Origin of the sequence: Paenibacillus wenxiniae (assembly GCF_039822605.1) — a bacterium.
GTDB classification, from domain to species: Bacteria; Bacillota; Bacilli; order Paenibacillales; family Paenibacillaceae; genus Saccharibacillus; species Saccharibacillus wenxiniae.
On the sequence record NZ_JBCGUH010000004.1, the window covers coordinates 426,809 to 441,099 of the forward strand.

At 45.6% G+C, this 14,291-nt stretch carries 13 protein-coding genes; 12 read left to right on the top strand and 1 reads right to left on the bottom strand.

Annotated features, from left to right (window positions below):
* Positions 1-131: 131 nt before the first annotated feature.
* Together AAHF22_RS10560 and AAHF22_RS10565 are read left to right on the top strand one after the other, a co-directional pair.
* Complete coding sequence (locus AAHF22_RS10560) at positions 132-770, top strand: YigZ family protein (protein WP_347324941.1); 639 nt, start codon at positions 132-134, stop codon at positions 768-770.
* Positions 771-967: 197 nt separating this feature from the next.
* Positions 968-1,549 carry a TetR/AcrR family transcriptional regulator gene (locus AAHF22_RS10565; protein ID WP_347324942.1) on the top strand — a complete coding sequence of 194 codons (582 nt, stop codon included), beginning with the start codon at positions 968-970 and terminating at the stop codon, positions 1,547-1,549.
* A gap of 483 nt (positions 1,550-2,032) precedes the next feature.
* On the opposite strand, the gene AAHF22_RS10570 is transcribed toward AAHF22_RS10565, so the two are convergent.
* Positions 2,033-2,434, bottom strand: coding sequence for a secondary thiamine-phosphate synthase enzyme YjbQ (locus AAHF22_RS10570; protein ID WP_347324943.1), 402 nt, complete (start codon positions 2,432-2,434; stop codon positions 2,033-2,035).
* A 516-nt stretch (positions 2,435-2,950) separates the two neighbouring features.
* On the opposite strand from AAHF22_RS10570, the gene cysT reads away from it, so the two are divergent.
* From cysT to AAHF22_RS10620, 10 genes are all read left to right on the top strand, one after another.
* Positions 2,951-3,769: a sulfate ABC transporter permease subunit CysT gene (gene cysT / locus AAHF22_RS10575; protein ID WP_347324944.1), complete on the top strand. Its 819-nt coding sequence runs from the start codon at positions 2,951-2,953 to the stop codon at positions 3,767-3,769.
* Complete coding sequence (locus AAHF22_RS10580) at positions 3,766-4,563, top strand: sulfate ABC transporter permease subunit (RefSeq protein WP_347324945.1); 798 nt, start codon at positions 3,766-3,768, stop codon at positions 4,561-4,563. The genes cysT and AAHF22_RS10580 overlap by 4 nt, the downstream gene beginning before the upstream one ends.
* Position 4,564: 1 nt before the next feature.
* The gene (locus tag AAHF22_RS10585; protein ID WP_347324946.1) at positions 4,565-5,623 is read left to right on the top strand and encodes a sulfate/molybdate ABC transporter ATP-binding protein; all 1,059 of its coding nucleotides are present in this window, start codon (positions 4,565-4,567) and stop codon (positions 5,621-5,623) included.
* 241 nt (positions 5,624-5,864) lie between these two features.
* Positions 5,865-6,899: a sulfate ABC transporter substrate-binding protein gene (locus tag AAHF22_RS10590; RefSeq protein ID WP_347325015.1), complete on the top strand. Its 1,035-nt coding sequence runs from the start codon at positions 5,865-5,867 to the stop codon at positions 6,897-6,899.
* Positions 6,900-7,324: 425 nt separating this feature from the next.
* Entirely contained in the window at positions 7,325-8,140 is an 816-nt protein-coding gene (locus tag AAHF22_RS10595; protein ID WP_347324947.1) for an MBL fold metallo-hydrolase, read from the top strand.
* A 377-nt stretch (positions 8,141-8,517) separates the two neighbouring features.
* On the top strand, positions 8,518-9,246 hold the full coding sequence (locus AAHF22_RS10600) for an amino acid ABC transporter ATP-binding protein (protein ID WP_347324948.1): 729 nt from the start codon (positions 8,518-8,520) through the stop codon (positions 9,244-9,246).
* A gap of 866 nt (positions 9,247-10,112) precedes the next feature.
* On the top strand, positions 10,113-10,958 hold the full coding sequence (locus AAHF22_RS10605) for a glutamate ABC transporter substrate-binding protein (protein WP_347324949.1): 846 nt from the start codon (positions 10,113-10,115) through the stop codon (positions 10,956-10,958).
* A gap of 286 nt (positions 10,959-11,244) precedes the next feature.
* On the top strand, positions 11,245-11,898 hold the full coding sequence (locus tag AAHF22_RS10610; protein WP_347324950.1) for an amino acid ABC transporter permease: 654 nt from the start codon (positions 11,245-11,247) through the stop codon (positions 11,896-11,898).
* Positions 11,899-12,035: 137 nt separating this feature from the next.
* Positions 12,036-12,701, top strand: a complete 666-nt coding sequence (locus AAHF22_RS10615; RefSeq protein ID WP_347324951.1) for an amino acid ABC transporter permease — start codon at positions 12,036-12,038, stop codon at positions 12,699-12,701.
* A 197-nt stretch (positions 12,702-12,898) separates the two neighbouring features.
* Positions 12,899-14,290 carry an ATP-binding protein gene (locus AAHF22_RS10620; RefSeq protein ID WP_347324952.1) on the top strand — a complete coding sequence of 464 codons (1,392 nt, stop codon included), beginning with the start codon at positions 12,899-12,901 and terminating at the stop codon, positions 14,288-14,290.
* Position 14,291 lies beyond the last annotated feature (1 nt).

Here is a 14,291-nt window from a genome sequence, read left to right on the forward strand (position 1 = left end):
ACTGGGGGATACAATCGGTGCTAAGATACTCATATCGTGTAGTCATCCACACATGAATATATACTAATACTTATTGTTTGTTCTGCCTCATATGATCGGCAAGAATGATCTTATACAAGGAAAGGAACATCATGACAACAGACAAGCCAGAACGCTACAAAACGATACATGAAGCCGGCGAAAAGGAAATCGTCATCAAAAAGTCGCGTTTCATCGGTCACTCCAAACCGGTGGCAACCGAAGAAGAAGCGCTCGAATTTATCGAGCGCATCAAAAAGCAACATTGGAACGCCACGCATAATTGCTCTGCTTATCTGATCGGCTCGCGTGGAGAAATTCAGCGCCAGTCCGACGATGGTGAACCGAGCGGTACGGCGGGTAAGCCAATTTTGGAGGTGATCAAAAACCAGGGGTTGCAGGATATCGTCATTGTGGTCACCCGTTATTTTGGTGGTATTATGCTAGGTGCAGGTGGACTGATCCGGGCGTATACGGACGGTGCAGTAGCTGCGATTGAAGCGGGTAAAGCTATCACCCGTGTGCTTCATCAGGAAGTACGGGTCGAGATTGATTATACATGGCTCGGCAAACTGGAAAATGAATTGCGTAATCGTAACATTCGCATGGGGGAAACGGAATTTACAGACAAGGTCATTTTGAATTGCCTTCCGGTTGCAAGTGAATCGGACGCATTTGAAGCTTGGATGACTGATCTTACACAGGGACAATCTCTCATTACACAAGGGGAGCAGCTTTACTTTGCAGAGTGAACGAGCTGTAACAATGATAGATCATACCGGATAAAAAGAATCGATGACGTCATGTATCCGCTCATGGCAATCGTCTGGATGGAAGATGACAAATGGGGTATGTCATTTGAAAGGCAATGATGGCAATAGAGTTACAATTGCTGCCAGACGATGGGGAACGGATCATGCAAAATGCTTGCTTGAAGGGGAATCACACTATGGCGCGTAGAGCGGTTGAGCAGGAGTTATCAAGAGAGAGAATTTTGGAAGCTGCCAGGCATCTGTTTGTGACAAAAGGATACCGGGCGATATCGATGCGAAGTATTGGTCAGCATCTGGGCTACAGCCACGGTTCGCTTTATTATCATTTTAAGGAAAAAGCGGAATTGTTTTATGCGATTGTAATGGAAGATTTTGATCATTTGTGTCAATTGCTGAATCAGGTGAAAGATATGCCGGAGCAAGCGGGAACGGGCAAAGTTGAACGGCTGCTGCTGGAATTTATTCGCTTTGGACTGAACAATGCGCATCAGTATGAGATTATGTTTATGATTCGCGACGAAGAGCTGCTGAGCTATTGCCGTGCTGAACAAGCGCGATGTTTTGAAGTGTTTGCTTCGATTGTGAGAGGAAATATGGATCTGAATGAACATTCGCTGGAAGCGATGCATACGGTGCCGCTCAGCTTATTTTTATCGATCCTCGGCTTTATCTCGTATTATATTCAGGATCGAGTGACCTATGAGGAAGTGGAAGCCGCCGCCATTACCCATGTCAAAACGTTATGTCGGGTACTGTGAACGAAAGGTATAAAGGTAGGATAGTGAACTTGCCCAATATACCGGAGAAGGTGCAGCTTCTTACACGTTCAGGCATCTCTTTGGGTCGATATGACTGATCCGTATGGTATAGCAGTAAAATTTATACTCAAAAAGGATGTAACGAATGGATGCTGTGCGCCTGCACGCTTTAAGACTTTCCCCTGTCAAAACGGTAAATCCCTATAGCGGACAAGGAAGTCATACTAATGAGATATATAGCGATCGTGGTTATGATAAAAAGCGGCTCACCTGATACAAGAGATCAGAAGCCGCCTTTTTGTCATTTGAAGCGAATTTTTTATTTGAAGTGAACTTATCATTTAAAGTGAATTTTGCACTTAAAGTGAACTTTTTATATGAATTGAAGTCTTCGTATAAACTTAACGCATGAACGTAATGTATAAAATAAACTTGTTTTATACATATACGAACTAAACGTCTGAGATGGACGTATCGTATCGATTAACCTTCCATAATTTTTACGATATATTCACGTGTACGCGGACCATCGAATTCGCAAAAATAAATCCCTTGCCAGCGTCCCAGTAGCATACGTCCACCGTCGATAATGACCGTTTGCGATGGGCCAGTTGTGATCGACTTTAAATGGGAAGCGGTATTGCCTTCCATATGACGGTATTTGGGATGCTCCCACGGATACACTTCATCCAGCCGCATTAACACGTCATGCTTCACATCCGGGTCGGCATTTTCATTAATCGCAATGCCTGCTGTTGTATGTGGGCAATAAATAACAACTATACCACTTTGCACACCACTGCGGCTTACGAGCGCCGCTACATCTCTCGTAATATCTCTCACTTCATCACGTTTCTGGGTCGAAATTGTCATCGTTTCCAGCATTGTCATTCCTCCTGATCGGCTTTTTGTCAGTCTGGTGCTTACCCTCTTTAAAAATACATCCGTATCGCCCCAAATGACAAATTTCAGCCGTTATTCTGCTCATCTATTACCCGATTTTGGCAAACATTGAATACAGCTTTAGAAAAGCGACTGTTACCGATACAGTTTAGGCAGGGCAAAACATAATTCCACGGGATGATAGCATGTCGCGTAAAATCGCATGATTTCAGCGATATATCGACTATTTTTATCTTGAAAAAGTCAAATCCATTCGTTAATCGAGCAACTATTAATCATTTTGGCAAAAAGTCGACAGAAGATTGACGCAAATGTGACGATTTTGCTAAAGTATGGCTAAGATTTAAATCCAAGTATACAAATAGGGAATAAAGGTTAAAGATTGCCGACAACGAAAAATGTTTGTGAACTTCGGTAACAATCAAAAACGTTTATGAATGATGACATGTGTAATGTATGTATTCAACTATTCGTGTTTAACGGTAAAGGAGTTATGGCGTGAATAATACCTGGATTCGACACAAGGGCTGGACCTGGGGCTTTCGGACAACCGTATTGCTCTATTTTTTAATACTGATCGTGCTGCCGATTGCGGGCGTATATGTAAATTCGCTATCGGACGGCTGGAGCGCATTTGTACAAAATATCGCTGACCCGATTGCCTGGAAAGCTGTACTGCTCACATTGCAACTCGCACTGGTCGCCACAATGATCAACGTAGCGATTGGTACGATGAGTGCATGGGTACTTGTACGCTATGATTTCCCCGGCAAATCGCTGCTAAACAGCATTGTCGATCTGCCGTTTGCGCTACCGACTGCGGTTGGCGGTCTGATGATTCTGGTACTGCTTGGCCCGCATAGTGTAGTAGGGCGTGCGGCTTCAGCAATGGGACTGGATCTCGTCTTTCATCAGCCAGCGATTATCGTTGCGATGGTGTTTGTTACGTTTCCATTTGTCATTCGGGCGATTCAGCCGCTACTGGAAGAGCTGGATACGACAGCAGAAGAAGCATCGTATACGTTAGGTGCTTCGCGCGCATTAACCTTTTTTCGTGTAATTTTGCCAGCGATGCTGCCGGGGATTTTGAGTGGAGCGATGCTTGCCTTTTCACGGGCGCTGGCTGAGTTCGGTGCAGTCGTGCTTGTAGCTGGTAATATTCCGGGACGCACGTTAACGGCATCGGTGTACATTTTCGGTGAAGTGGAGAGTGATAATGAAGCAGGGGCGGCAGCCGTTTCGATTTTACTGCTTACTTTATCGTTCCTTATTCTGTGGCTCATTAATCTCGTGCAAACAAGGAGAGCGGACAAATGAAAAGATTATGGATTACGCTCACCTGGCTTGTGTTCAGCATTTTGATTCTGATTCCGCTCGTTGTGCTGGCAACCGGCGCATTTGGCGAAGGAGCCGGCGGTTTTGTTAAAGCATTGACTCGACCGGAGGCGCTACATGCACTCAAGATGACCGGCTCCATCGTGCTCGTCGTTACGCTGTTGAATGGACTGTTTGGCATTATGATGGGCATTTATCTTGTACGCGCCAACTGGCTCAGTCGGCGGCTACGACAGCTATTTAACAGCATTGTCGATCTACCTTATGCGGTATCCCCGGTGATCGGTGGTCTGATGATCGTGCTATTGCTAGGCCCGGATACGATTGTCGGTGCCTTTTTCGAACAGATTGGCTTTAAAGTAGTGTATGCATTTCCAGGGATGGTCATCGCGACATTGTTCGTTACATTTCCACTGATGGTGCGTGAGGTGATGCCTGTACTTCAGGAGCTGGGAACCGATCAGGAGCAGGCGGCGTCCACGCTTGGTGCGTATAGCTGGAGAACATTTTGGCAGGTGACATGGCCATCGATTCGCTGGGCAGTCATTTACGGGACGATTTTGACAGTAGCACGTTCGCTCGGGGAATTCGGCGCGGTGCTAGTCGTTTCCGGTAATATTATTAACAAGACGCAAACGGCGACGACGCTCGTCTACCAGGATATGGAGAACTTCAATGTGACCGCAGCCAACGGTGTTGCGCTCGTGCTGGCTGTATTCTCGATTGGGCTACTACTGCTCATGGAACGCGCGAAGAAACGAAAGGAAGTGCACTGATATGCATATCGAAGTTCGTAATCTGGACAAGCATTTTGGTCAATTTCACGCGGTAAAAGATGTAAGCTTTTCGATTGAAAAAGGTCATTTGATCGGTCTGCTGGGTCCAAGCGGTGGCGGCAAAACATCGATTTTGCGCATGCTGGCAGGACTGGAAACGCCGGACAGTGGCGATATCGTATTTCACGGTCAACGTGTGAACAATTTACCGCCACAGGAGCGAGAGATCGGGTTTGTGTTTCAGAACTATGCGCTGTTTAAACATATGACCGTCTTTGAAAATATTGCGTTTGGTCTGAAAGTGAAAAAGCTCAAAAAGCTAGCGATTCGTGAGCGTGTACAGGAATTGGTCGAGCTGACCGGATTGTCCGGCTTTGAGCATCGTTATCCGCATCAGTTATCCGGTGGTCAGCGTCAACGGGTTGCCTTTGCCCGTGCCCTTGCGCCAGAGCCGCAGTTATTGCTGCTGGATGAGCCGTTTGCCGCAATTGATGCGAAGATTCGGCAGGAGCTGCGCACATGGTTACGCGAGCTGATTGAGCGTGTAGGCATCACCTCGATCTTTGTTACCCATGATCAGGATGAAGCGATTGAGGTAGCGGATGAGATTATGATTATTAACGGTGGACGTGTCGAGCAGAAAGGGACGCCGTGGGACATTTATAAGCAGCCATCCACACCGTTTGTCGCTTCGTTTATCGGCGAATCGACGATTATTGAAGATGTGAATCGACTGAAAGGTTTTGAAAATAGTTCCGGCGCTTCGCGTGCCTTAATTCGTCCAGAATATATCGAGATTGGTCATGCGAGTGAGTTCCGCTTATTGTCTGCTACGGAAAAAGGCATCGTACGACATCTACATTTTCGCGGCAGTCAATGGATGGTAGAAGTTGAAGTCGGATCGAGTCGCTTGATTACGTATCGGTCACTGGAAAAGGAGACGTTGGAGATTGGACAGGAAGTTCATGTGCTGGTGCATCGTGCCTATCTGTTTAACGATGATGAGAGCTGGATTGCCGAAAATGCACTGAAGGCGGATAATGTGTCGATGTTTATTTAAAATGATCGACAGGTTAACGTGATAAACGAGTAAAGTAACGAACGAGTTCGTGTGCATGTTGTCAACAAGCATTCCGGCAATATATGGAGATCATCAGGTTTATATTAAGCCGATCATGTCGCATCGGTGCGAGTATAGTAACTATAAGATCGGAACAACAGATCGGATCACTGATCAAGAGGAGGAATCCGGCGTGAAAACAACAGCAACAGGCGCATATTGGAAAAGGCACAGTATCGGCATGCTGGCAGTGGTATTGGTGCTCACTGTGCTGCTATCCGGGTGCGGAAACAGTAACAGTGAACCGTCCGCATCAGCAGCGTCTGCCAATAATGGCGATGTCACGCTAGTAATCGGCGCGTATAGTGTAGCGAAGGATGCGATCGGTGAGATTTTGCCCAAATTCCAGTCGTATTGGAAAGAGAAAACGGGTCAGACGGTAACGTTTCAAGAATCCTATGAAGCTTCCGGTACACAGGCTAGGGCAATTGCTGGTGGGTTTGAAGCGGATGTTGCGATTTTGTCGCTGGAAGGTGATATCGACAAGCTGGTCAAAGCTGGACTCGTTAAAAAAGACTGGCAAAAGGCTGCACCAGACAATAGTATGATCACACGCTCGATCGTGGTACTCGGCACACGAAAAGGCAATCCGCTCGGCATTCACAGCTTTCAAGATTTGACGCGTCCGGGTGTAAAGGTGTTGTATCCGAATCCAAAAACATCGGGCGGCGCACAATGGGACATTAATGCGATTTATGGTGCAGGACTCAAAGCATCCGAGCGAGCCGAAGGTAAAAAAGACCCGGCAGCCGCAAAAGCATTTTTGGAGGCGGTACATCAAAATATCGAATCGCTGGACAAAAGTGGACGTGCATCGATGGCAGCGTTTGAATATGGTGTGGGCGATGTGATTGTCACCTATGAAAATGAACTGCTGGCACGAATGGCGAAGGGAGCCGCTTATGATCTGGTCGTACCGAGCGATACGATTTTGATCGAAAACCCGGCGGCTGTCGTGGATTCGTACGTCGACAAGCATGGCACACGCAAAGTAGCAGAAGCATTCCTGCAATATTTGTATACGCCGGAAGCACAGGAGATTTTTGCCCAAAATGGCTTCCGTCCCGTCGATCAAGCGGTGTTCAAACAGCATGAGAAGCAGTACCCGACTCCATCCGGATTGTTCGATATTAACTATCTTGGCGGCTGGAGCGAAGTGCGCAGCACGCTGTATTCCAAACGTGGAATCTGGTATCAGGTGCTGGCTGGTATTTAAAATGGATAGCATAACAATCGTATCGTATGGAATGGTTACCGGGTATGTATTCGATAGACAAGCTTGATGAATGAAACAACGGATTAACGTTGCTTTATGTACAAGTATAGACGAATGGATAAATCCAAAAAGATCGAACAAACAATCAAAGGGAAAGCGCTACAGGCTGCTTTTCCTTTTTTTGTTAGGTCTATTATCATCCTAATCACAAAGGTATACATTTGCCTTAGGAAGTTTGAACGATCGGATATCGCAAATTTCAGGAAAATGGTATACTCTAAGATATCATCTTATGAATACAAGTAACTATGAACCAATATAAAAAGCCTGACTTTTTTATTCGCAATTACGGCTGCTTGCCAATCCGCATACTGTAATCATGACGAGCAAAGACGATACCATCAGGCGCAAGGAGAGAAGACGGAATGAACGGACGCATAGTGGACCGATTAACTTTTTTGGGTACCGGAGATGCGATGGGGGTCCCCCGCGTATATTGTGATTGTGAAGTATGCGAAGAAGCACGTAGCGGAGGCAGCAACCGTAGATTGCGCTCCTCGGTACTCATCGAAGGTAGTGGTGGCGATTTCCTGATGGATTGCGGTCCTGACTGGCGGTTGCAAATGGAAATGATTAACCGTCGTGCCGATATTACCGATATTGTGATTACACATGCACACTTTGATCATATTGGTGGGTTACCGGAATGGGCAGACGCCTGTCGCTGGCAAAAAAAGCAGGGACGTGTGTTTGCACCACAGGAAGTGCTGGATTTGATCATGCGTCAATTTCCATGGATCAATCGCCACCTGGAGATGATCGCCAATGACGATGGCATGATTTTGAGCGGCTGGAAGCTCACACCGTGGAAGGTGCATCATGGTCATAATGGTTATTCCTATGCGTATCGACTGGAAAAGCAGGATTTTAGCTGGGTATATTGCCCGGATGCGATCGGTCTGACAGAGGAGCAAAAGCGTCCGCTGGAGCGACTGGATCTGCTTGTACTGGGCACGAGCTTTGTCCATGAGCAAGCGCAGTACGAAACGCGTTCTGTATATGATATGCATGAAGCAGCAGCATTAATTGAGGAATTTTCACCGATCCAGACTATTTTCACCCATATGTCGCATGATGTAGATGTACGTGACAATTTACCTTTACCAACAGGCGCAACACCTGCCCGTACAGGTATGACTGTTGATCTGGGTAATTACTCTGCACTACTGCATGAGGAGTGAAGGCAATAGCTATACAATGATGCTTATGATGCCGTCTTTATTGGCAGATAGCGTCTTCTATTGATATAAAATAAAGCCGAAGCAAATGATCGATCTACTTCGGCTTTGAAGGGCATAACAGAATGCCATATTCTTATATCGATGAAGTATTAAGCTACATAGCAATGGAATCATTTTGACATGAACCGGTATCTGATGATGCCGGTTTCTTTGTGTTTTTCGGATGATTATTTGTATAAAATGTCTTATTTTTCGTTGCTTTAGGTAGGATTATGTAGGATTGTGTAGTCCTGACTTAGGATTATTAAAAATGTCATTATTCCTTACAACATAATCCTAATAAATGGCTATTTTGTACATATGAAAGGGGGAGTAAGATGATAACCTTCCATGAAGTTAACAAATTTTATGGTGATTTTCAGGTGTTAACTGGAATCAATCTTCATGTTAAACCAGGTGAGGTCGTTGTTGTGCTTGGTCCTTCCGGTTCCGGTAAAAGCACGATGCTCCGCTGTATCAATCGATTGGAAGAAACGAGCAGCGGACAATTGACCGTCAATGGTGTACGTGTCGATGATCGTAAAACCGATCTGAATAAGCTGCGTCGCAATATCGGCATGGTGTTTCAGCATTTCAATCTGTACCCGCACAAAAAGGTAATCGACAATATTACGCTTGCTCCAATCAAGGCGCTCGGTGTGTCCAAGTCAGAAGCACATGAGACCGCCATGCAGTATCTGGAAAAGGTCGGCATTGCGGATAAAGCCAATTCCTATCCATCCCAACTCTCCGGTGGGCAGCAACAGCGTGTAGCCATTGCACGCGGACTGGCCATGAAGCCACAAATTATGTTGTTTGACGAACCTACCTCAGCGCTCGACCCGGAGATGGTCGGCGAAGTACTGGACGTTATGAAGACACTTGCTCGTGAAGGTATGACGATGGTTGTGGTCACTCACGAAATGGGCTTCGCCCGTGAAGTTGCCGATCGCGTCGTATTTATGGATCAAGGCAAAATTATCGAAGAAGCACCACCAGAACAATTCTTCTCCGCCCCACGCGAAGAGCGTGCACAGTTATTTTTAAGTCGCTTGTTGAATCATTAAGCGATACATCTGCCTGTTATGTTAATCAGTATATAACCAATGGAGTCAGCAAATGTTGAACCAATACGTTGCCTGCTTCCAGCATGATGAAGGCTTTAGATGCTAGTTTCTAATGCATACTATGCATACTGATATTACTATCATACAGATTTTAAATTCTGTATGAATGACGATTAAGTCACTAACGGCTACATCAAAACTTGTGTGCAGGAAAACTTGTAAGTATGCAAAGCGCACTTCACTACGGGAAAGAAATAAGAGGAAAGAATGACTTCTAGTGTTAGCGATTTCCTAACACGGGGTCCAACGAAAAAGTGATTTTTGCAAAGCAAAATATCTTACAGCTTCTAGTGTTAGCGATTTCCTAACACGGGGTCTAATGAAAAAGTGATTTTTGCAAAGCAAAATATCTTACAGCTTCTAGTGTTAGCGATTTCCTAACACGGGGTCCAACGAAAAAGTGATTTTTGCAAAGCAAAATATCTTACAGCTTCTAGTGTTAGCGATTTCCTAACACGGGGTTCAATGAAAAAGTGATTTTTGCAAAGCAAAATATCTTACAGCTTCTAGTGTTAGCGATTTCCTAACACGGGGTTCAATGAAAAAGTGATTTTTGCAAAGCAAAATATCTTACAGCTTCTAGTGTTAGCGATTTCCTAACACGGGGTTCAATGAAAAAGTGATTTTTGCGCAGCAAAATATCTTACATCTTTTGAGCACGGGAATCTACATTTTCTCTTACTCTATAGATTCCTATGCGATAACGGAGTCCATCCCTTATTCCTTCCCAGAGTGATGTACGCCCACAGTCTAAGTTTTCATGCGCACCTACCACTATCATATTCCAGACGAAAAGGGGAACTACAATGATGAACAAAAAGAAATTTTCATTGCTGCTCGTATGTATGATCGCACTGGTCACTGTCCTGGGAGCATGCAGCACAACGACTGCTCCGAGTGCAAGCAATGGCGCCAATGGTACGGATAATGCCAGTTCACAGCTGGATCAGATCAAGCAACGCGGTAAGCTAATCGTCGGTGTAAAGTATGATACAAAACTGTTCGGATTAAAGGACCCGGGAACAGGCAATGTAGAAGGCTTTGACGTAGATATGGCCCATGCGCTGGCGAAAAGTATTCTCGGTGACGCGAGCAAAGTGGAGCTAAAAGAAGTGACATCCAAAACGCGTATCCCGATGCTCAACAATGGCGATGTGGATATGGTTATCGCAACGATGACGATTACCGATGAGCGTAAAAAGGAAGTTGATTTCTCCGATGTGTATTTCCAGGCAGGTCAATCCCTGCTCGTGAAAAAAGGTAGCCCGATCAAAGGGATTGAGGATGTAACGGCAGATACAACCATTCTGGCAGCAAAAGGCGCAACTTCGATCAAAAACATTGAAGCTAAAGTACCCGGTGTCAAAGTACTCGAATATGATAACTACCAGGATGCATTTAATGCACTCAAAGCAGGTCAAGGCGATGCGCTGACGACCGATGATGCGATTTTGTATGGTATGGCTGCACAGGACCCGAACTATGAAGTAGTCGGTCAACCATTTACCGATGAGCCTTACGGTATTGCGGTGAAAAAAGGTCAAACCGCACTCGTTGAAGCGATCAACAAAGGTTTGACAGCTATGAAAGCAGACGGTTCTTACAATGAAATGTACAAAAAATGGATCGGAAAAGAGCCTGAAAGCAAATAAGCGACCACTTCCAAACGGAAGTGATCAAGCATCGGTCGGTTAACCGGAACAGAAGAAAAGGTGGGCCAGTCGTGCCCATCTTTTTCATTAACGGAAATGCGAATGGATGTTAAACAAGACCATGTACGCATTTCAGCAGCAACATGAGCATGCTGAGTGCGATGATCGTGACATTAAACGATCGAGCATGAATGATGGCTGTAGGCAATGGCTACTGTAGCCGATCCAAACTCGTTAGCTGTACAGCAATATGAAGCAATAAGTAAAGCTGAAGGAGGGACGCTGGATGGTCGATTTTTCGATTTTAGTCGATTATTTTCCCTATTATCTGGAAGGTTTTCTGAATACGATTTTGGCGAGTGTACTGGCGCTGATTGGCAGCTTTGTATTTGGCGCTATTCTGGCAGTATTCCGAATTACTGGCGTAAAGCCGCTGCAATGGATCGGTACCGCTTATGTTGAGTTTGTACGTAATATACCGCTATTGCTGATCGTATTCTTTTTTTGGTATGCATTGCCTACGTTTGGCATGCGTCTGGATGGGTTTCAAGCGGGGACAGTGGGATTGACGGTATATACGGCTGCTTTTATTGCGGAAGCGATTCGTGCAGGCATACAGTCTGTACCTAAAGGGCAGATGGAGGCGGCACGTTCGTCAGGTATGACGTATGTACAGGCAATGATCCATGTTGTATTGCCACAGGCGATTAAACTCGTTATTCCGCCACTGAGCAATCAGTTTATTAATTTGATCAAAAACTCCTCTGTTCTAACTGTAGTTGCCGGTCTTGATCTAATGTACTTTGCCGATAAGGTCAATGGCGATAGCTATGCAACGGTGAGTGCTTATGTATTTGCTGGCTTGTTTTATCTGGTGCTGACCTTACCGATGAGCTATGGTTCTCATGTGCTGGAGCGTCGACTGGCGAAAAGCTCGTAAAACGAAGGGATTTCACATTCATAGGGCAGCTAATTACGTTTGATGTATATCCTTTGATTCGTATGAATAAAGAAAGTGAGATGGCTTTTTAGCTACCGAATAGATGCACGAAGGGCGCAGAGAGAAGGAGGAGTACTATGGATTTTGCAGGAGCTTATTCAGCTGATAATTTGCGTTTTCTGATGGAAGGTCTGCAAATGACCTTATACGTCGCTTTCTGGGCGATTCTGTTTAGTTTTGTGATCGGCTGTGTGATCGGAGTGATCCGCTATATGGGTGTGCCTGTACTATCACAGGTGCTGGCGGTTATTGTAGAAGTGCTGCGGAATTTGCCGCTGTTGCTCATTATCTTTTTCATCCAATTTGCGATTCCACAAATTTCATTTTTTGGCTTACAGTTTAAGTTTACGATTCCGTTAGGAGCAATTATTGCGCTGACGCTGTTTGAAGCGGCGATGATCTCGGAAGTTGTACGTGCCGGTCTGAAGTCGATTCCGAAAGGACAGATTGAAGCGGCGCGTTCGTCAGGTCTCGGTTCGATTCAGACGCTCTGGCATATCGTACTGCCGCAGGGCTTGCGTCGTATGGTGCCACCACTCGTAAGCCAGTTTATCTCACTGCTCAAAGATACGTCACTGGCCGTGATCGTGGCACTGGCAGAGCTGATGCACAATGCGCAGATTATTATCGGTCAAAGTCCGAACTATTCGATTCCGATTTTGTTACTTGTCGCCATGATCTATTTTGTTGTAAATTATACATTATCCCAGATCTCCAGACGCTTGGAGACTCGAACTGCCTGAACTTATGCACATTCATATGCTCATCAACGAATAGCATCGCTATGGACGATGGTCGGCCGTATGATGATTCATATGCGTAAAGACATAGCACAAGGTCGGTTTCCGGAAGGAGGCCGGCTTTTGTTGTATAGACAGGAGAGTTGTTAACAGAAGGGCGTTGTATTTTTACGATCAAAACCGCATGAGAGGGACATTTTATGGTAACATATAAACAATTTCAAAAATCGGCGAGTGTCGTGCTTTCCACATTCAGGAAGCCTGTCGCCCGCTTCCGCCGCAAGGAGGCTGAAGGGCGGATGCCTGCTCTGTTCCGAAACGAAAAAATACAGATGCTTGTTGTGGCGTTGGGCACGGCGATTGCAGGGGAATTTAAAATTAATCCGGTGCCTGGCGATCTGTTTCGCATTGGTCTTGGTGGCAGTGCTTTTTTGTTGTTTCTGCTGCTCATGTCCCGGCTTCCGTATATTCGAACGGGATTGTATACGGCGGTAACCGTTATTGTTTTCCGTATAGTGCTAGATTATATATTTACACCGGAAGACTTTGGCGTGATGAACAGCTTACAGGTTCACACATCGGCTGGGTTATATTATTTTACATTTGCCGTAGGCATGTCGCTTATTCAAGGTCAGATTGAACGGATGCATTTGCTATTGCTGGGCGTAGTCGCGACCTGTATCGATTTTGGCTCCAATACGGTAGAGATGGTATCACGTTCGTTGTTAAATGGTTCGGATATTTCCAACCCGGCAACATGGGGCTATATTGCACTGGTAGCTGCCATACGTGGATTTTTCGTAACTGGACTGTATAGCAGCATCGCGGTTAGCCAGATTCGGGCGCTATCGCAGGAGCAGAATAAGCGGATGGAACAGATGCTGTCGGTCAATTCAGGGCTGTATGGTGAAGTGTTTTATTTGCGCAAATCGATGGATACGATTGAACGTGTTACAAGTAGCAGCTATCGGCTGTATATGGATTTAAAACGCGCAGAGTTGAAAGAATTTAGCCAGCGACAGCTCGGTATTACCCAGGAAATACATGAGGTCAAAAAGGATTCTCAGCGCGTTGCGGCTGGACTGCTCAAGCTGTTTGATCAGGAAGCGCAAACGATGCTGGCGATGTCCGAAATTATGGATTATGCGATTCGTGGTAACCGTAAATACGCAGTCATGTTGAAAAAGCAGGCAGTGATTAGCGCTTATCTGGACGATGATTTTGTAACTTCCGATTATATACCATTGCTCACTTTGCTGAATAATCTGCTGGCCAATGCGATTGAAGCGCTCGGGCAGAGCGGTTCGATTGAACTGCGCATTGAGCAGGTAGGGCGTTGGACGGTCATTACGGTATCGGATTCTGGTAAAGGCATACCTGCCAAAAATCGGGACACGATCTTCGAACCCGGTTTTACAACCAAGTTTGGCGAAGGGGGAAGTGCAGCGACTGGCATTGGACTATCGCATGTACACGATATTATCTCCTCACTTGGTGGCACGATCAAGTTGTACTCTGATGAGCAAAACGCGCCGTGGACGACAATTTTTCGCGTGAAGCTACCGACCGGAGCGTTAAAAAAGGGGGAGTAAT

What these genes read in the sequence shown, in the direction of transcription:
- AAHF22_RS10565 (WP_347324942.1), top strand. Translation starts at nt 968, where the DNA reads ATGGCGCGTAGAGCGGTTGAGCAGGAGTTATCAAGAGAGAGAATTTTG.
- AAHF22_RS10560 (WP_347324941.1), top strand. Translation starts at nt 132, where the DNA reads ATGACAACAGACAAGCCAGAACGCTACAAAACGATACATGAAGCCGGC.
- AAHF22_RS10620 (WP_347324952.1), top strand. Translation starts at nt 12,899, where the DNA reads ATGGTAACATATAAACAATTTCAAAAATCGGCGAGTGTCGTGCTTTCC.
- AAHF22_RS10610 (WP_347324950.1), top strand. Translation starts at nt 11,245, where the DNA reads ATGGTCGATTTTTCGATTTTAGTCGATTATTTTCCCTATTATCTGGAA.
- AAHF22_RS10590 (WP_347325015.1), top strand. Translation starts at nt 5,865, where the DNA reads ATGCTGGCAGTGGTATTGGTGCTCACTGTGCTGCTATCCGGGTGCGGA.
- AAHF22_RS10580 (WP_347324945.1), top strand. Translation starts at nt 3,766, where the DNA reads ATGAAAAGATTATGGATTACGCTCACCTGGCTTGTGTTCAGCATTTTG.
- AAHF22_RS10600 (WP_347324948.1), top strand. Translation starts at nt 8,518, where the DNA reads ATGATAACCTTCCATGAAGTTAACAAATTTTATGGTGATTTTCAGGTG.
- AAHF22_RS10570 (WP_347324943.1), bottom strand. Translation starts at nt 2,434, where the DNA reads ATGCTGGAAACGATGACAATTTCGACCCAGAAACGTGATGAAGTGAGA.
- AAHF22_RS10605 (WP_347324949.1), top strand. Translation starts at nt 10,113, where the DNA reads ATGATGAACAAAAAGAAATTTTCATTGCTGCTCGTATGTATGATCGCA.
- AAHF22_RS10595 (WP_347324947.1), top strand. Translation starts at nt 7,325, where the DNA reads ATGAACGGACGCATAGTGGACCGATTAACTTTTTTGGGTACCGGAGAT.
- AAHF22_RS10585 (WP_347324946.1), top strand. Translation starts at nt 4,565, where the DNA reads ATGCATATCGAAGTTCGTAATCTGGACAAGCATTTTGGTCAATTTCAC.
- AAHF22_RS10615 (WP_347324951.1), top strand. Translation starts at nt 12,036, where the DNA reads ATGGATTTTGCAGGAGCTTATTCAGCTGATAATTTGCGTTTTCTGATG.